14 protein-coding genes are annotated in these 17,448 nt (G+C 67.9%); 12 read left to right on the forward strand and 2 right to left on the reverse strand.

The annotated features are described in order from the left end of the window. Window positions 1-25: 25 nt before the first annotated feature. The 3 genes from QXH22_RS10945 to QXH22_RS10955 all read left to right on the forward strand — a co-directional run bounded on the left by QXH22_RS10945 (window position 26) and on the right by QXH22_RS10955 (window position 4,037). Window positions 26-652, forward strand: a complete 627-nt coding sequence (locus QXH22_RS10945) for a TetR/AcrR family transcriptional regulator (protein WP_306243030.1) — start codon at window positions 26-28, stop codon at window positions 650-652. After that, the gene (locus QXH22_RS10950) at window positions 589-1,764 is read left to right on the forward strand and encodes an alpha/beta hydrolase (protein WP_306276015.1); all 1,176 of its coding nucleotides are present in this window, start codon (window positions 589-591) and stop codon (window positions 1,762-1,764) included. The genes QXH22_RS10945 and QXH22_RS10950 overlap by 64 nt, the downstream gene beginning before the upstream one ends. A gap of 83 nt (window positions 1,765-1,847) precedes the next feature. Then, window positions 1,848-4,037 carry an acyl-CoA dehydrogenase gene (locus QXH22_RS10955; protein WP_306275571.1) on the forward strand — a complete coding sequence of 730 codons (2,190 nt, stop codon included), beginning with the start codon at window positions 1,848-1,850 and terminating at the stop codon, window positions 4,035-4,037. A gap of 74 nt (window positions 4,038-4,111) precedes the next feature. On the opposite strand, the gene fadD2 is transcribed toward QXH22_RS10955, so the two are convergent. Beyond that, entirely contained in the window at window positions 4,112-5,863 is a 1,752-nt protein-coding gene (gene fadD2, locus QXH22_RS10960) for a long-chain-fatty-acid--CoA ligase FadD2 (protein WP_306243034.1), read from the reverse strand. 69 nt (window positions 5,864-5,932) lie between these two features. Between fadD2 and ligD the strand changes: the two genes are divergently transcribed. The 6 genes from ligD to QXH22_RS10990 all read left to right on the forward strand — a co-directional run bounded on the left by ligD (window position 5,933) and on the right by QXH22_RS10990 (window position 11,906). Continuing rightward, a complete protein-coding gene (ligD, locus tag QXH22_RS10965; RefSeq protein ID WP_306275572.1) occupies window positions 5,933-7,168 on the forward strand; it encodes a non-homologous end-joining DNA ligase in 1,236 nt (411 codons plus the stop codon). Between the two features lie 32 nt (window positions 7,169-7,200). Beyond that, complete coding sequence (locus QXH22_RS10970) at window positions 7,201-8,184, forward strand: ABC transporter substrate-binding protein (protein WP_306243038.1); 984 nt, start codon at window positions 7,201-7,203, stop codon at window positions 8,182-8,184. A gap of 85 nt (window positions 8,185-8,269) precedes the next feature. Beyond that, entirely contained in the window at window positions 8,270-8,938 is a 669-nt protein-coding gene (locus tag QXH22_RS10975) for an allophanate hydrolase subunit 1 (RefSeq protein ID WP_306275573.1), read from the forward strand. A 10-nt stretch (window positions 8,939-8,948) separates the two neighbouring features. Then, window positions 8,949-9,827: a 5-oxoprolinase/urea amidolyase family protein gene (locus tag QXH22_RS10980; protein ID WP_306275574.1), complete on the forward strand. Its 879-nt coding sequence runs from the start codon at window positions 8,949-8,951 to the stop codon at window positions 9,825-9,827. A gap of 24 nt (window positions 9,828-9,851) precedes the next feature. Further along, window positions 9,852-10,385, forward strand: a complete 534-nt coding sequence (locus QXH22_RS10985; RefSeq protein WP_306243043.1) for a GNAT family N-acetyltransferase — start codon at window positions 9,852-9,854, stop codon at window positions 10,383-10,385. Window positions 10,386-10,508: 123 nt separating this feature from the next. Then, window positions 10,509-11,906 (forward strand): NarK/NasA family nitrate transporter, encoded by a 1,398-nt coding sequence (locus QXH22_RS10990; RefSeq protein ID WP_306243045.1) that lies wholly within the window; start codon window positions 10,509-10,511, stop codon window positions 11,904-11,906. Between the two features lies 1 nt (window position 11,907). Here the strand turns inward: QXH22_RS10990 and QXH22_RS10995 are convergent, their stop codons facing one another. Continuing rightward, window positions 11,908-13,719, reverse strand: a complete 1,812-nt coding sequence (locus QXH22_RS10995; protein ID WP_306243047.1) for a PE family protein — start codon at window positions 13,717-13,719, stop codon at window positions 11,908-11,910. Between the two features lie 413 nt (window positions 13,720-14,132). Between QXH22_RS10995 and QXH22_RS11000 the strand changes: the two genes are divergently transcribed. Genes QXH22_RS11000 through QXH22_RS11010 form a run of 3 tightly spaced genes read left to right on the forward strand, consistent with a single transcriptional unit; the run spans window position 14,133 to window position 17,411 of the window. Next, a complete protein-coding gene (locus QXH22_RS11000; RefSeq protein WP_306244489.1) occupies window positions 14,133-15,530 on the forward strand; it encodes a NarK/NasA family nitrate transporter in 1,398 nt (465 codons plus the stop codon). Window positions 15,531-15,564: 34 nt separating this feature from the next. Continuing rightward, window positions 15,565-16,710, forward strand: coding sequence for a uroporphyrinogen-III synthase (locus QXH22_RS11005; RefSeq protein WP_306243049.1), 1,146 nt, complete (start codon window positions 15,565-15,567; stop codon window positions 16,708-16,710). Further along, on the forward strand, window positions 16,707-17,411 hold the full coding sequence (locus tag QXH22_RS11010) for a sirohydrochlorin chelatase (protein ID WP_306275575.1): 705 nt from the start codon (window positions 16,707-16,709) through the stop codon (window positions 17,409-17,411). The genes QXH22_RS11005 and QXH22_RS11010 overlap by 4 nt, the downstream gene beginning before the upstream one ends. Window positions 17,412-17,448: the final 37 nt, after the last annotated feature.

The following is a 17,448-nucleotide window of genomic DNA, read 5'->3' on the forward strand; positions in this document are numbered from 1 at the left end:
AGATTCAGATCCCGGGAGGTGCCAGGTGACCGCGGCAGAACGGGCGGAGCCCCAGTTCCCCACGCACCGCGGGCGGCGTACCCAGGCCGCTATCGACGCCGCCGCCCGAACGGTGATCGCACGCAAAGGCATTCTGGCGACGACCATCGCCGACATCGCGGCCGAGGCCGGCCGCTCGGCGGCGTCGTTCTACAACTACTACGACTCCAAAGAGGCGATGGTGCGCCAATGGGCGCTGCGCTTCCGCGACGAGGCCGGCGAACGCGCACTGGCGGTGACCGAGCACGGGCTGTCCGAGCGCGAGCGGGCACACCAGGCCGCTGCCGCGCACTGGCACACCTACCGGCACCGGCTCGCGGAGATGATCAGCGTGTCGCAACTGGCGATGGTCAACGCGGACTTCGCCGAGCATTGGGCCGAGATGTGTTCGATCCCAATCTCATTCATCGCAGACTCGGTCCGGCGCGCGCAGCGGCAAGGCTACTGCCCGCAGGACGACCCGCAGTTGCTGGCCGAGGCGATCGTCGCCATGTTCAACCAGTTCTGCTACATCCAGCTCACCCGCCCGGACCCGCCGGACGACGAGGCCTGCATCCGCACCCTGGCCAACATCTACTACCGCGCCATCTACAGCGAGGAGCAACGCCCTTGACCGAGATCATCCGCGAGTTCATCGGACTGCCGTCGCGCACCGCCGGACGGGCCGGCGCCGGCGGGCACCCCTGTCAGGGTCTCTACCACCACGCCGCCGGGCAGCGGCCGAAGGTCGCGATGATCGCCACGCACTATCAGATCGACTTCTCCGAGCACTACATCGCCGAGTACCTGGCAGCGCGCGGCATCGGATTCCTGGGTTGGAACACCCGGTTCCGCGGCTTCGAGAGCAGCTTCCTGCTCGATCACGCCCTGGTCGACATCGGCGTCGGAGTGCGCTGGCTACGAGACGTTGCCGGCGCGGAAACGGTTGTGCTGCTCGGAAATTCGGGCGGCGGTTCACTGATGTCGGCGTATCAGTCGCAGGCGGTCGAGCCGAACGTGACGCCGCTGGAGGGCATGCGGCCCGCCGACGGTATCACCGAACTGCCGGCCGCCGACGGCTACGTCGCCACCGCCGCCCATCCCGGGCGGCCCGACGTCCTCACCGCCTGGATGGACGGTGCCGTCATCGACGAAAATGATCCCGTTGCAACGGATCCCGAGCTGGACCTGTTCAACGAGCAGAACGGTCCGCCGTATTCGCCGGAGTTCGTGCAGCGCTATCGGGCGGCACAGGTGGCGCGCAACCACGCCATCACCGACTGGGCCGAGGCCGAACTCACCCGCGTGCGCGGCGCCGGCTTCTCTGACCGCCCGTTCACCGTGATGCGCACCTGGGCGGACCCGCGCATGGTCGACCCGACCATCGAACCCACCAAACGCCAACCCAATTCGTGTTATGCCGGCCCGCCGATCAAAGCCAACCGCTCCGCCTTCGGGATCGCCGCGGCCTGCACGCTGCGCAACTGGCTGGGTATGTGGAGCCTGCGGGTGGCGCAGACCCGGGCCGAGCCGCACCTGCATCGCATCACCTGCCCGGCGCTGGTGATCAACGCCGAAGCCGACACCGGCGTCTTCCCGTCCGACGCCCAGCGCATCTTCGACGCACTGGCCGGCACCGACAAATCGCAGGCCGCCATCGACACCGATCACTACTTCACCACCCCGGGCGCCCGCGATCAGCAGGCCGACACCATCGCCGAGTGGATCGGGCAGCGCTGGCCCTGAGCCGAACCGCTGTCGTCAACCAACCCACTGGTTGTTAGCTTGGAAGGTGCTTGGCCGAAACGGACCCGATGGGAAGGCGACCAATGCCGATCGCGATCACCCCTGAACATCAAGACCTGGCCGATTCAGTGCGGTCCTTCGTGGCGCGGGTAGCGCCGTCCGAAGTGCTGCATGCGGCGCTCGAGACGCCTTCAACAGAACTCGACAATCCGCCGCCGTACTGGCAGGCAGCCTCCGAGCAGGGCCTGCAGGGGGTGCACCTGGCCGAATCCGTCGGCGGCCAGGGCTTCGGCATCCTCGAGCTGGCCATCGTGCTCGCCGAATTCGGTCACGGCGCGGTGCCGGGACCGTTCGTGCCGTCGGCGATCGCCAGCGCGCTGATCGCCGCGCACGACCCCGACGCCAAGGTGCTCGCCGAACTGGCGTCCGGCGCGGCCATCGGCGCCTATGCGCTGGACTCGGGACTGACGGCCACCCGGCAGGGCGACGTCCTGGTGATCCGCGGCGAAGTCCGCGCGGTGCCCGCGGCCGCGCAGGCCTCCATCCTGGTGCTGCCGGTCGCCATCGACAGCGGGGAAGAGTGGGTGGTGCTGCGCTCCGACCAGCTCGAGATCAGGCCGGTGCGAAGCATCGACCCGCTGCGGCCCGTCGCCGATGTCTGCGCCAACGCGGTCGAGGTGGGCGACGACGTGGTGCTGGCCGACCTGAGCATGACCAAGGCCCACGCGCTGATGACCACACTGCTCTCGGCCGAGGCGGTGGGGGTGGCGCGCTGGGCGACCGACACCGCGTCCGCCTACGCCAAGATCCGCGAACAGTTCGGCCGGCCGATCGGCCAGTTCCAGGCCATCAAGCACAAGTGCGCCGAGATGATCGCCGACACCGAGCGGGCCACCGCCGCGGTGTGGGACGCGGCCCGTGCTTTGGACGAGACGGGCGAGGACACCCACGTTGCCTTCGCAGCGGCCGTGGCGGCGACACTGGCGCCGGCCGCCGCGCAGCGGTGCACCCAGGATTGCATTCAGGTGCACGGCGGCATCGGCTTCACGTGGGAGCACGACACCAACGTGTACTACCGCCGCGCCCTGTTGCTGGCGGCCTGCTTCGGCCGCGCCTCGGAGTACCCGCAACGCGTGGTCGATACGGCCACCACCACCGGCATGCGCGCGGTGGACATCGATCTGGATCCCGACACCGAAAAACTGCGCGCCGAGATCCGCGCCGAGGTAGCCGCCTTCAAGGAGATGGACCGCGAGGCGCGCAAAGTCGCGATCGCCGAGGCCGGGTGGGTGCTCCCCTATCTGCCCAAGCCGTGGGGCCGGGCATCGAGCCCGGTCGAGCAGGTCATCATCGCCCAGGAGTTCACCGCCGGGCGGGTCAAGCGGCCGCAGGTCGGCATCGCCGCCTGGATCATCCCGTCCATCGTCGCGTTCGGTACCGAGGAGCAGCAGCAGCGCTTTCTGCCTCCGACCTTCCGCGGCGAAATGGTCTGGTGCCAACTGTTTTCCGAGCCCGGCGCCGGATCCGACCTGGCCGGCCTGTCCACCAAGGCGACCAAGGTGGACGGTGGCTGGCGCATCACCGGCCAGAAGATCTGGACTACCGCGGCGCAATTCTCCCAGTGGGGCGCGCTGCTGGCGAGAAGCGATCCAAACGCCCCAAAGCATCAGGGCATCACGTACTTTCTGCTCGACATGAAGAGCGAGGGCGTGACGGTCAAGCCGCTGCGCGAGCTCACCGGGCAGGAGTTCTTCAACACCGTCTACATCGACGACGTGTTCGTGCCGGACGAGTACGTGCTGGGCGAGGTGAACCGGGGCTGGGAGGTCAGCCGCAATACCCTTACCGCCGAACGGGTTTCGATCGGCGGTAGCGACCTGAACTTCTTGGCCAGTCTGCCGCAGTTCGTCGAGTTCGTGCGGGACGGCCACTTCGACCAGGTCGCGCGGCACCGCGCCGGCCAGTTGATCGCCGAGGGGCACGCCGCCAAGGTGCTGAACCTGCGGTCGACGCTGCTGACCCTGGCCGGCGGCGACGCGATGCCCTCAGCCGCAATCTCCAAGTTGCTGTCCATGCGAACCGGCCAGGGCTACGCCGAATTCGCGGTGTCGTCCTTCGGCACCGACGCGGTCATCGCCGATCCGAATACCCCGCAGGGCAAGTGGGGTGAGTTCCTGCTGTCCAGCCGGGCCACCACCATCTACGGCGGCACCTCGGAGGTCCAGCTCAACATCATCGCCGAGCGCCTGCTCGGGCTCCCCCGCGACCCCTAGCCAAGAGGCGCGAGCAGACGCGAAGTCGCGTGAATTCGGCACGAATAGCGCGACTTCGCGTCTGCTCGCCAGTGTTAGTCGGCCTTCTTCTCGGCGTCCTTGGCGAGGTCCTTGGCCTTGTCGTTGGCCTTCTCCTTGTCGGCGTCGGAGTCGACGTCCAGCTCGCGCAGTTCGCGCTTGAGGATCTTGCCGGTGGGGTTGCGCGGCAACTCGTCGAGGAAGATGACCTCGCGCGGCACCTTGTACCGGGCCAGCTCCTCTTTCACGTGCTTCTTGAGCGTGTCCTCGTCGACGTCCGAGCCGTCCTTCTTGACCACGAAGGCACGCAGCCGGTGGCCCCACTCCTTGTCCTCGACGCCGATCGCGGTGGCCTCCACCACCTCGGGATGCCCACTGAGGCAGTCCTCGACCTCGGCCGGGAACACGTTCTCGCCGCCGGAGACGATCATCTCGTCGTCGCGGCCGCTGACGTACAGCAGGCCGTGCTCATCGAAGTAACCGACATCGCCCGACGACATCAGGCCGTCGATGATCTGCTTGTGACCGCCGCCGGTGTAGCCCTCGAACGGGAAGGCGTTGCCGACGAAGATCCGCCCGACCTCGCCCTGCGGCTTCTCCTTGCCGTTGTCGTCGAGGATCTTGACCTTGACGCCCTTGACGACGGGACCGACGGTCGCCGGGTTCTTCTCCAGATCCTTCGGCCCGGCGATGGTCGCGAAGGCGATCTCGGTGGAGCCGTACATGTTGTAGATGACGGGGCCGAAGTCTTTCAGTGCGCGCTGCGCCAGCTCGGCGCCCAGCTGTGAGCCGGACACGAAGATGATCTTCAGGTGTGACAGGTCGGGCTTCTTGTCCATCTTCTCGATCGTGTCGAGCAGCCGCGACAGCATCACCGGCACCACGACCATCGCGGTCGCCTTGTGCTTCTCCAGGTCTTCCAGGACCATCGGCGGCTTGAACTTGCGGCGCAGCACCAGCGTCGAGCCCAGGAACATCGCGATGGTGGCGTGCAGGTAGCCGAGCGCGTGGAACATCGGCGCGGGCAGCGAGGTGATCTCGTTGGCCTTGAACGGGACATGCGAGAGGATGCCGCCCACCGGCGCCAGCGTCGGCGGGGTGCTGCGGTTGGCGCCCTTCGGCGTGCCGGTCGTTCCGCTGGTCAGGATGATGATCGACGCGTGCTTGCTGGCCTTGGGCGCCGGTTCCTTACTGCTGCGCTCGATCAGCTCGGCCAGGGTCTCGTCGGTGCTGCCTGAGTCCTCGTCGCTGTCCGGATTCGTGCCCAGCGCCCGCAACTTGCCGAGCTCCGGCTCGGCCTTGCTGACGACCTTGGTGTACTCGTCGTCGTAGATGATCACCTTGGCGCCTTCGCGCTCGGAGACCTCTTTGACCTGCGGCCCGGAGAATTCGCTGTTGAGCAGGATGATGCGGGCGCCGGCCCGGGCTGCGCCATAATTGGCGATGACGAACCACCGGGTGTTGCGGGCCAGGATGGCCACCCCGTCCCCGCCCTTGACGCCCATCTCGATCAGGCCGTTGGCCACCGCGTGGGCGGCCTCGTCCAGCTCCTGGTACGTCATCGAGCCCTCTTCGTCGATGACGGCCCGGGCATCGGGATGGCGGCGGGCGTTGAGCGAAGGCAGCATGCCGAACTCGCCCCACTTGGCGATGTCGGCCGCCATGGCGGCAGTTTTGAGCGGCGACTCGATCTTGAACGCGCCCGCTTCGAAGATCTTGCGCACGTAGTGCAGTTCGGCAGCGCCGCGTTCGACGTACTGCTGAATCTTGGCAGGGATCTGCCCGGGCAGGTCGCTGAGGTTAGGCATGTTCCTCACCATATGTGACGGAGGTCGCAAAGCGATCGGTAGGTTTCCACCGAATTACCATCGAGTTCTATGACCAAACCCGTGTCGGTGGACGTGGGCGGCCGCGAGGTCAGCGTCACGCATCCGGACAAGGTCGTATTTCCGGATCGGGGCACCACCAAGCTGGACCTGATCCGCTACTACCTGAGCGTGGCCGACGGCGCCCTGCGCGGGGTTGCCGACCGGCCGATGATTCTCAAGCGCTTCGTCAAGGGCATCACCGAAGAGGCGGTGTTCCAGAAGCGCGCGCCCGCCAATCGACCGGAGTGGGTGGACGTCGCCACGTTGCGGTACGCCTCCGGCACCTCGGCCGACGAGACCGTCATCCACGACGCCGCGGGACTGGCCTGGGTGATTAATATGGGTTGCGTCGACCTGAACCCACATCCGGTGCGCGCCAACGATCTCGAGCACCCCGACGAGCTGCGGGTGGACCTGGACCCGATGCCCGGCGTCGACTGGCGCCGCATCGTCGAGGTGGCGATGGTGGCCCGGGAAGTGCTCGAGGATCACGGCCTGACGGCCTGGCCGAAGACGTCGGGATCGCGCGGCTTCCACGTCTACGCCCGCATCGCCCCGCACTGGCCGTTCGCCAAGGTGCGGTTGGCCGCGCAGACCGTCGCGCGCGAGGTCGAGCGGCGGGTACCGGATTTGGCGACCAGCCGGTGGTGGAAGGAGGAACGCGAGGGCGTGTTCGTCGACTTCAACCAGAACGCCAAGGACCGCACGGTCGCGTCGGCGTACTCGGTGCGTGCCACCCCGGACGCGCGGGTGTCGACGCCGCTGCGCTGGGACGAGGTCCCCGACTGCCGCCCGGAAAAGTTCACCATCGCCACCGTTCCCGGCCGGTTCGCCGAGATCGGGGACCCCTGGGCCGGCATGGACGACGTGAGCGGCAGCTTGGAGCAGTTGCTGGGGTTGGCCGAGGAACTCGGCCCGCCGGAGAAGGCGCCGCGCGGCGCCAAGAAGTCCGCCGACGGCAGGCGACAGTCGGTGATGCCGCTGATCGAGGTCGCCCGCACCAAGACCAGGGACGAGGCGATGGCCGCGCTGGACACCTGGCGGGACCGGCATCCCGCCGCGGCTGCGCTGTTGCAGCCGGTCGACGTGCTGGTCGACGGCATGCGCGGGCCCAGTTCGATCTGGTACCGGATCCGCATCAACCTGCAGCACGTGCCCGCCGGGCAGCGTCCGCCGCAGGAAGAACTGATCGCCGATTACTCCCCTTGGGACGGCTATAAACCCGCGCCCCGGCCACGTAACTGACGGCCCGGTGAGACACGCGATACTCTCACGCTGTGCAGCAGCAGGGATGGAGTCGGCGCGGATTTTTGCAGGCCGCCGGGTTTGCCGGGCTGCTTGCTGCGTGTTCCGACCCCAAGCCGGCGCCCGGATCGGCCGGCGGCGGCTCGGTGACAGTAACCCATCTGTTCGGTCAGACCGTCGTCAAGGAACCGCCCAAACGGGTGGTGAGCGCCGGCTACACCGAACAGGACGACCTGTTGGCCGTCGGTGTGGTGCCGATCGCCGTGACCAACTGGTTCGGCGATCAGCCGTTCGGGGTGTGGCCCTGGGCACAGCCGAAACTCGGTGCGGCACAACCGGTTCTGCTGAACCTGGATAACGGGATACAGGTGGACCAGATCGCCGGCCTCAAACCGGACCTGATCGTGGCGACGAATGCCGGCCTGGACGCCGACACGTACCAGAAGCTGTCCGCGATCGCACCGACCATCGCCCAGTCCGACGGCGACGCGTTCTTCGAGCCGTGGAAGGACCAGGCCACCGCGATCGGCCAGGCCGTGTTCCAGGCCGACCAGATGAAGTCGTTGGTCAACGCGGTCGACGGCAAATTCACCGATGTGGCGCAGAAGAACCCGGCGTGGAAGGGCAAGAAGGCGCTGCTCATGCAGGGCCGACTCTGGCAGGGCACGGTCGTGGCGACCGTGGCGGGTTGGCGCACCGACTTCCTGAATCAGATGGGTCTGGTGGTGGCCGACAGCATCAAGCCCTACGCCACCGACCACCGGGCGGTGATACCGCGCGATCACATCAAGGACGTGCTGGATGCCGCCGACGTGGTGATCTGGTCGACGGAGAGCCCCGAGGAGGAGCAGGCGCTGCTGGCGGACCCGGAGGTGGCCGCGGCGCAGGTGACCGCGCAGAAGCGTCACATCTTCACGGGCAAGGACCTGGCCGGAGCGATCGCGTTCGCGTCGCCGCTGAGCTATCCCGTGGTCGCCGATCAGCTGCCCCCGCAGTTGGCGAAGATCCTGGGTTGATGGCGCTCTGAGCATTCGCTAAGGCAGCTCTGGCAGTGCCCAAAATCGCTCGCACGCGGCCGGAACCCGGAGCTACCGTCGAAAGATGAGTGTGACGGAGATCACCGATTTCTCGGGGGGCCTCGACGTGGTAACCACCGTGGCCGACTACGGCGACCAAGCCCTGATCCTGCAATGCGACAGCACCAGCGAGGTTTTGGCGTGGACGGAGGCACTGCGGGGGGCGCGGTTGCCGGGTGTTGTCGACGTCGTCCCAGCCTCGGTCACCGTCCTGGTGAAACTCGCCGGACCGCGATTCCAGGGCGTCACCCGCCAGCGCATCAGACGGTTGCGGGTGGCCCGCGGAGAAATGGGGGCCGACGCCGGCGACCCGGCCGACGACATCGTGATCGATGTCGTCTACGACGGTCCGGACCTGGCCCACGTCTCCCGCCACACCGGCCTGAGCCCCGCGCAGGTCATCGACGCGCACACCGGCACCCGGTGGCGGGTGGGGTTCGGCGGGTTCGCTCCCGGCTTTGCCTACCTGATCGGCGGTGACGAGCGCCTGCGCGTGCCCCGTCGCGCCGAACCGCGGACCTCGGTGCCGGCCGGCGCCGTGGGGCTGGCCGGCGAGTTCAGCGCGGTCTATCCGCGGCAGTCACCGGGCGGCTGGCAGATCATCGGTCACACCGACGCGGTGTTGTGGGACATCGATCGCCGCGATCCGGCACTGCTCACGCAAGGCCGCTGGGTGCGGTTCCGGGCCGGGTGAAAGGCACGTCATGACCACCACTCTGGAAATCCTGCGCACCGGACCGCTGGCGGTTCTCCAGGACCTCGGCCGCGCCGGCCTGGCACACCTCGGCGTCGGCCCGTCCGGGGCCGCCGACCGCCGCTCGCACACGCTGGCCAACCGGCTGGTCGCCAATCCCGACGACCGTGCCACCGTGGAGGTGACGTTCGGCGGTCTGACCGCCCGGGTGCGGGGAGGCGACCTGGACATCGCCGTGACGGGTGCCGACACCGATCCCACCGTCAACGGAATCATGTTCGGCACCAACAGCATTCACCACGTCCGGGACGGGCAGGTGATTTCGCTGGGCACGCCGCGGGCGGGTTTGCGGACCTATCTGGCGGTGCGCGGGGGCATCTGCGTGACACCGGTGCTGGGCTCGCGCAGCTACGACGTCATGTCGGCGATCGGCCCGTTGCCGTTGCAGGCCGGCGACGTGCTGCCGGTCGGCGAACACACCGACGACTACCCCGAACTCGACCAGGCCCCGGTGGCCGCCTTCACCACCGACGCGGTCGAACTGCTGGTGATACCGGGGCCGCGCGACGACTGGTTCGCCGACCCCGACACCCTGGTCCATACCGACTGGGTCGCCTCGGACCGCAGTGACCGGGTAGGCATGCGCCTCGTCGGGCGTCCGCTGCGCCACCGCGAACCGGACCGGCAGCTGCCCAGCGAGGGCGCCACCCGCGGCGCGATCCAGGTTCCACCCAACGGGCTGCCGGTGATTCTGGGCCCCGATCACCCGGTCACCGGCGGTTACCCGGTGATCGGCGTGGTGGTCGACGAGGACATCGACAAGGCCGCCCAGGTGCGGCCCGGACAACATGTGCGACTGCACTGGGCGCGGCCGCGGCGGACAGACTAGGGCCGGCCTGGTAGAACAAGCACCGTGCACACCGCACGCCTGGTCCACACCGCCGATCTGGACACGCACACGCGCCAGAGCATCTACCAGATGGTCACCACGGCATTCGCCGGCGACTTCACCGACACCGACTGGGAACACACGCTGGGTGGGATGCACGCGCTGGTCTGGCACCACGGCGCCATCATCGCGCATGCCGCGGTGGTGCAGCGGCGGCTGATCTACCGGGACCACGCGCTGCGTTGCGGATACGTGGAAGGCGTTGCGGTACGCGAGGATTGGCGCGGCCAGGGGCTGGTTCACGCGCTGCTCGACGGTGTCGAACAGGTGATGCGCGGCGCCTACCAACTCGGCGCCCTCAGTTCCTCGGACCGCGCCCGCGGGCTGTATTCGGCCCGCGGCTGGTTGCCCTGGCTCGGCCCGACGTCGGTGCTGGCTCCCACCGGCCCGGCCCGTACTCCCGATGACGACGATTCGGTATTCGTCCTGCCGGTGAGCGTCAACCTGGACACCTCCGCGGAGCTGATGTGCGATTGGCGCGACGGAGACGTCTGGTAAGCCTCACACCGCGGGTCGCGGTGCGGTGAGCTGAAGTTCACACGCCCGGGTCGCTGACGGAAGCTCCCGGGCAACAATGCATTTCTAGCGTGAGCGGCGAGGTCGATGACGTTAGGAGTCTTCATGTTCGCCCGCCGTTCGCACGTTATCTCCGATTGGGATCCCGAAGACGTGGTTGCCTGGGAGGCGGGCAACAAGGACATCGCCCGGCGCAACCTGATCTGGTCGGTGCTCGCCGAGCATGTCGGATTCTCCATCTGGTCGATCTGGTCGGTGATGGTGCTGTTCATGCCGGCGTCGGTGTACGGATTCTCCGCCGGCGACAAGTTCCTGCTGGGTGCCACGGCGACGCTGGTCGGTGGCTGCCTGCGATTCCCCTACACCTTCGCCACAGCGAAGTTCGGCGGCCGCAACTGGACCGTCTTCTCCGCGGTGGTGCTGCTGATTCCGACCGTCGGAACCATTGCGCTGCTGGCAAATCCAGGGTTGCCGCGGTGGCCGTATCTGGTGTGCGCCGCGCTGGCCGGACTGGGCGGCGGCAACTTCGCCTCCTCCATGACCAACATCAACGCGTTCTATCCGCAACGACTCAAAGGCTGGGCGCTGGCACTCAATGCCGGTGGGGGCAACCTCGGGGTTCCGATGATTCAGCTGGTCGGCCTGCTGGTGATCGCGACACTCGGCGACCGCCGGCCGTACTGGGTCTGCGCGGTGTACCTGGTGCTCCTGGCGGTGGCCGGGATCGGCGCGGCGCTGTACATGGACAACCTCAAGCAGTACCGCATCGAGCTCGACACCATGCGCAAGATGCTTGCCGAGCCGCACACCTGGGTCATCTCCGCGCTTTACATCGGCACCTTCGGCTCGTTCATCGGGTTCTCCTTCGCGTTCGGTCAGGTGCTGCAGATCAACTTCATCGCCAGCGGCCAGAGCACCGCTCAGGCCTCCCTGCACGCCGCCCAGATCGCATTTCTGGGACCGCTGCTGGGCTCGCTGTCGCGCGTGTACGGGGGCCGGCTCGCCGACCGCATCGACGGCGGGCGGGTCACGCTGAGCGCGTTCTGCGCGATGATCCTGGCAGCCGGAATTCTGGTAAGCGTCAGCACTTTCGGCGAGCACCGCACCGGGCCGGCGCCGGCCTCGATGATGATCGGCTACGTCGTGGGCTTCGTGGCGCTGTTCATCCTGTCCGGCATCGGCAACGGCTCTGTTTACAAGATGATCCCGTCCATCTTCGAAGCGCGCAGCCACTCAATGCCGTTGAGTGAGACCGAACGACGGCAGTGGTCGCGTTCGATGTCCGGCGCCCTGATCGGCTTCGCCGGAGCGGTGGGTGCGCTGGGCGGTGTCGGCGTGAATCTCGCACTGCGCCAATCGTATTCGAGCAGCGGGACCGCCACATCGGCGTTCTGGGTCTTCGTCGGATGCTACATCGCCGCTGCACTGCTGACCTGGCTCATCTACGTGCGCAGGCCGTTGACCTCGGCCACTGCCGGCCGCACCGGCCTTGCCTACGTGTAGCTCACGCGCGCTTGACTGTCGGGCCGGGGTAACCGGTAGTGCCGTCGGCTCCGTCGAAGTCCGGGGTGCTGAGCCCGTCGGGTCCGGCCATGCCCTCGTAGCCGACAGACCCGAGCCCCAACCCGGCAGCACCACCGGTACCGGCGCCACCCCGCGAGCCGCCGGCACCCCCCGCTCCGCCGTCACCGAAGCTGCCGGCCCCGCCGTCCCAACCGACGAGGCCGCCGCGTCCGCCGGCACCGCCGGAACCACCGTTGCCCCCGTCGCCTCCGTCGCCGCCGTGGCCGGCGTCTCCCCCGCCACCGCCGAAGCCGCCGAACGCGATGCCGTCGGGTGCACCGACGTTGCCGCCGGCCGCACCATTCCCACCGGTGCCACCCGTACCGCCGATGCCGCCGGCACCGCCGGCGCCACCGTGGCCGCCGACTCCACCGTCGCCGACCAGCCAACCGCCGGCACCGGCATTCCCACCGGCGCCGCCGGCGCCACCCTGGCCACCGTGACCTCCCTCGCCGCCACCGCCGCCCCGTCCACCGAACCCGGCGAACGCGTTGCCGCCGGAGCTGTAGGCGGCGTTCGTCGAAGACGAGTCAATCGGATAGTGCCCGCCGCCGTTACCACCGGATCCGCCGCTGGAACCGTTTCCGCCACGGCCACCGAAGCCGCCGAGGCCGCCATCGCCGCCGTTGCCGATCAACAATCCGCCACGGCCCCCTGCACCGCCGGCGCCGCCGGCGCTGCCGGCCTGTCCGTCCAGACCGACGCCACCGTCACCGCCCTTGCCACCGAAGGCCGCGACGGCCCCACCGTCGACGGCGCGGGCGTAGCCGGCAGTACCGCCGTCGCCGCCACTCGCCCCGCCGGCACCTCCGGTACCGCCTTTACCTCCGCTTCCGGAGATGGCGTCGGCTCCTGTGGTGAGGCCCGGGGTTTTGGTGACGTCAGCGCTGCCCCCGTTACCGCCGTCGCCGCCATTGACGCCGACGGTGCCGGGCGAGCCGGGGGAACCGAGGCCACCCCTGGCGGCTCCGGTCTGACCGACCTGGTTACTCATGCTGTCCTCGCCATTGAGGCCCGGGTCGGTCACCGATGCCGGGTTGACGGCGTCTGCGCCGGACATCCCGGCACCGCCATGACCGCCGTTACCACCTGTGCCGAACAGCCCGGCGCTTCCACCGGACCCTCCGTTGCCACCAGCCATGCCGACCGACGTCGATGCGCCGCCGCTGCCGCCGTTGCCGCCTTGGCCGTAGAGCCATCCGCCGCGGCCGCCGGAGCCGCCATTGGCACCCGCACCGCCGGCACCGCCCGCGCCGCCGCTGCCGATCAGTCCGGCCGCGCCGCCCGCACCGCCGGCCTGGCCAGACCCACCCGATCCGCCGTTTCCGCCGTTGCCCCAAAGGATCCCGCCTGCGCCGCCGTCGGCACCCGAACCGGCGGCGCCGTCAGCGCCGTTACCGATCAGGGGTCGGCCCATCGCCGCCTCGGTGGGCGCGTTAACCGAATCGAGGAGGTGCTGCAGCTGCGCTACGCCGGCCCCCTCGGCGCGCTCGTACAGGTTGCCGTTCGAGTTGAGCGCCTGCACGAACTGGTCGTGCAACGTCGACAGCTGAGAGGAAAGGCTCTGATACGTCTGACCATGACCGGAGAACAGCGACGCGAGCGCCTGCGACACCTCGTCGGCGCCGGCGGCGATGACGTGTGTCGTCGGAGCCGCGGCCGCCGCATTCGCCCAACGCAGTGCCGAACCGATGCCGGCAAGATCAACCGCTGCTGACGAAATAGCCTCTGGGGCAACGACTAGATACGACATTTGTGATCCGTTCCCTCGCTGTTGCGGCCGATGTCTGGGCCCGCCCACCACTCTCGTGTGGCGCGCGCCACACGTCTCTACGCCGGCTGGGGGATTGGGGGGATGAAGTTCTCTCCCCCAACTGGTGGAGCGCCGTCAGCTGGCAGTGCGGCGCTCACCACGCGTCGGCAGGGGTCGCGAAACTCCCATTCGGCGCTGACACCGGCCGCCAGTGTGTAGCGAATCTCACTCGAATTGACCACATTTCGTGGCTTACAGCGATCTGCCAGAAAACTGGAACGCAACTTTCAGTCCCTGGCGGCCCTTTTGAGTTGACTGCCTTCGGCGCCCGATGTGAGCATCGAAACCAACGTCGGCGCAACCCTCTTCACTTCATGGTGCCCATCGCGGCGCCCGGAAAGGTCAACCAGCCTATGGGCCGCAACCACCGCATCGCGGACTGGAATCCCGAAGACATCAAGGCATGGGAGGCCGGGAACGACAAGATCGCCAGGCGCAATCTGCTCTGCACGGTGGCCGGCGATCACGTCGCGTTCTCCATCTGGACGCTGTGGTCGGTCATGACCCTGTTCATGCCCGCCTCGGTATACGGATTTTCGGCCGGCGACAAACTGTTGCTGGGCGCCGTCGCCACCCTGGTCGGCGGCTGCGCGCGCATCCCATACACCCTGGGCATCGCCCGCTTCGGCGGCCGCAACTGGACGACGTTCTCGGCATTCGTGCTGCTGATCCCTACCGGTCTGACGATCGCGCTGCTGTCCCATCCCGGCCTGCCGCTGTGGCCATATGTGTTGTGCGCGGCCATGACCGGACTCGGCGGCGGCAATTACGCGGCGTCGCTGGCCAATGTGAACGCCTTCTATCCGGAGCGGCTCAAAGGGTCGGCGCTGGCCGTCAACGCCGGGGTGGGAAACCTCGGGGTGGCGGTGATCCAACTCGCGGGGCTGTTGGCCTTCGCCATCGCCGGTCACCAGGCTCCGTACTGGGTGTGCGCGGTTTACCTTGTGCTGCTGGCAATTGCCGGTATCGCCGCGGCGCTGTTCATGGACAATCTCGAGCATGGCGTCGAGCTGAACACGTTGCGCTCGGTGCTCTTCGTACGGCACACCTGGGTGATTTCGCTGCTCTACATCTGCACCTTCGGATCATGGATCGGGTTCGCATTCGCGTTCGGCCAGGTGTTGCAGGTCAACTTCTCCGAACATGGCGAGACGGTCAAGCACGCCTCGCTGCACGCCGCTCAGATCGCCTTCGTCGGACCACTGTTGGGCTCGCTGGCGCGGATCTACGGCGGCCGGTTGTCAGACCGCATCGGCGGAAGTCGCGTGACCCTGGGAGTGCTCGGCGGCATGATTGTGGCCGCCGGATTACTCGTGGCCATCAGCACCCATGACGACATCGCGCCACGCAGTGGCAGTCTCACCCTGATCGGCTATGTGCTGTGCTTCATCGCATTGTTCATCCTGGCCGGCATGGGCAACGGGTCGGTGTTCAAGCTGATCCCGTCCATCTTCGAGGCACGTAGCCGCTCTCTGAACGTCGGCGAGGCCGAGCGGCGGCACTGGGCACGCGCCATGTCGGGTTCGCTGATCGGCTTCTGTTCAGCAGTGGGCGCTCTGGGCGGAGTAGGCATCAACATGGCGCTACGCGAGTCGTACTTGCACAGCGGCACCGAAACATCGGCTTACTGGATGTTCCTGGCGTCCTACGTCTTCGCCGCGTGGCTCACCTGGGTGATGTACGTGCGGCGTCCCGCCACAACTGTGACGAAGAACGCGGAAGAGGGCAATGCTGCAGCAATTGCCAGGTAACGCTTCGGAAATGAGCCTGGCATACAAAGGACATATGGCCCAGTCACCTTCTGCGCCACTCACCGGCTACCGGATCGCAGTCACCTCAGCACGCCGCGCCGAAGAGCTGTGCGCACTGCTCAACCGCCATGGGGCGGAGGTCTTCGCCGCACCCGCAATCAGCATGATCGCGCTGCCCGACGACGACGAATTGCACAGCAACACCGCAGCTTTGATCACTACTCCGCCCGACATTCTGGTGGCCCACACCGGCATCGGATTTCGCGGTTGGGTGGCGGCCGCCGAGGGGTGGGGTCTGGCGACCGAACTGATGGATGCCCTGGCGTCGGCGCGGGTTATCTCACGCGGCCCCAAAGCAACCGGTGCGTTGCGTGCCGCCGGACTCCGTGAGGAATGGTCCCCGGAATCCGAATCGTCGCACGAGGTCTTGGAATATCTGCTCAAGACGGGAGTCGCCGGCAAGCGTATCGCCGTCCAGCTGCACGGCGCGGCCGACGGGTGGGACCCGTTCCCGGAGTTCCTCGGCGGGCTGCGCGCAGCGGGCGCCGAGGTGGTGCCGATCCGGGTATACCGTTGGAAGCCAGTGCCGTTGGACGGAGAGTTCGATCAGCTTGTCACCGGCATCGCCCGGCGTCAGTTCGACGCCGTCAGCTTCACGTCGGCCCCCGCCGCGGTTGCGGTGCTGGAACGCAGCCGCGATCTGGGTATCGAAGACCAGGTACTGGCCGCATTCCGCAGCAGTGTGCATGCGATGTGCGTCGGCCCGGTGACATCCCGGCCGTTGATCAGGCAAGGTGTGCCGACATCGTCGCCGGAACGAATGCGGCTGGGAGCCTTAGCTCGCCATATCGCCGAGGAATTGCCGCTACTCGGCTCGTGCAGCGTGCACGCCGCCGGCCACCTGGTGGACATCAGGGGAACCTGCGTGCTGGTCGACGGATCGGTCAAGACGGTGTCGGGTTCGGGCATGGCGATACTGCGGGCACTGGCCCACCGGCCCGGAGATGTGGTGGGGCGCGCCGAACTGCTCCGGGTGTTGCCCGGCAACGGCGGCGACACACACGCGGTGGACACCGCCGTGCTTCGGTTGCGAACGGCGTTGGGCGACAGGAACATCGTCGCTACCGTGGTCAAGCGGGGATACCGGCTGGCCCTCGATGGAGAGCATGACGCCGCATGAGCCTGATCCTGACCGCCCACGGCACCCGCCGGCAGGCCGGTGTCGCCATGATCGGTGACCTCGCTGCTCGGGTGGGTGAAATCCTCGACCGCAGCATCATGGTGGCGTTCGTCGACGTAGTGGGACCGACCCCCAGCGAGGTCCTGTCGAATCTGCCCGGGGGACCAGCAATCGTGCTGCCGGCGTTCCTGTCCCGCGGCTATCACGTCCGTGCCGATCTGCCCGCACACATCGAGGCCAGCGGCCACCCGGACGTCCTCGTCACCCCCGCGCTCGGGCCGAGCCGGGATATCACCCGCCTCATCTATCAGAACCTGGTGGAAAGTGGTTGGGCTCACAGTGATTCGGTGATCCTGGCCGCGGCCGGCACGTCAGACCGGCGCGCCCGCGCCGACCTGGACCAAGCGGCAGCGTTGCTGTCGACCATGACCGGCTCGCCGGTGGCACTGGGTTTCGCCGCCACCGGCAGTCCTCACATCCGCGACGCCGTCACCGACGCGCGCCGCCGGGGCGCGCGTCGCGTCGTGGTGGCGTCCTATCTGCTGGCCGACGGTCTGTTTCAGGAGCGCCTGGACGACTGCGGCGCCGACCTTGTCACGCGGCCGCTGGGCACCCATCCAGAACTTGCCGGCCTGGTGGCCGGGCGGTTCCGTCACGCCGCCGTCCGGTCCGGCGGGGCGCTGTACCAGCGGACGGCGTGAGCAACGACACTTGATGTTTGCGGGCATCGTGGGTAAT

The organism is Mycobacterium sp. TY814, assembly GCF_030755175.1.
GTDB lineage: Bacteria > Actinomycetota > Actinomycetes > Mycobacteriales > Mycobacteriaceae > Mycobacterium.

Bases quoted from the DNA above. Each gene is read 5' to 3' on its own strand.
- QXH22_RS10955 (WP_306275571.1), top strand. From the start codon at position 1,848: ATGCCGATCGCGATCACCCCTGAACATCAAGACCTGGCCGATTCAGTG.
- fadD2 (WP_306243034.1), bottom strand. From the start codon at position 5,863: ATGCCTAACCTCAGCGACCTGCCCGGGCAGATCCCTGCCAAGATTCAG.
- ligD (WP_306275572.1), top strand. From the start codon at position 5,933: ATGACCAAACCCGTGTCGGTGGACGTGGGCGGCCGCGAGGTCAGCGTC.
- QXH22_RS10975 (WP_306275573.1), top strand. From the start codon at position 8,270: ATGAGTGTGACGGAGATCACCGATTTCTCGGGGGGCCTCGACGTGGTA.
- QXH22_RS10980 (WP_306275574.1), top strand. From the start codon at position 8,949: ATGACCACCACTCTGGAAATCCTGCGCACCGGACCGCTGGCGGTTCTC.
- QXH22_RS10990 (WP_306243045.1), top strand. From the start codon at position 10,509: ATGTTCGCCCGCCGTTCGCACGTTATCTCCGATTGGGATCCCGAAGAC.
- QXH22_RS10995 (WP_306243047.1), bottom strand. From the start codon at position 13,719: ATGTCGTATCTAGTCGTTGCCCCAGAGGCTATTTCGTCAGCAGCGGTT.
- QXH22_RS11000 (WP_306244489.1), top strand. From the start codon at position 14,133: ATGGGCCGCAACCACCGCATCGCGGACTGGAATCCCGAAGACATCAAG.
- QXH22_RS11005 (WP_306243049.1), top strand. From the start codon at position 15,565: ATGGCCCAGTCACCTTCTGCGCCACTCACCGGCTACCGGATCGCAGTC.
- QXH22_RS11010 (WP_306275575.1), top strand. From the start codon at position 16,707: ATGAGCCTGATCCTGACCGCCCACGGCACCCGCCGGCAGGCCGGTGTC.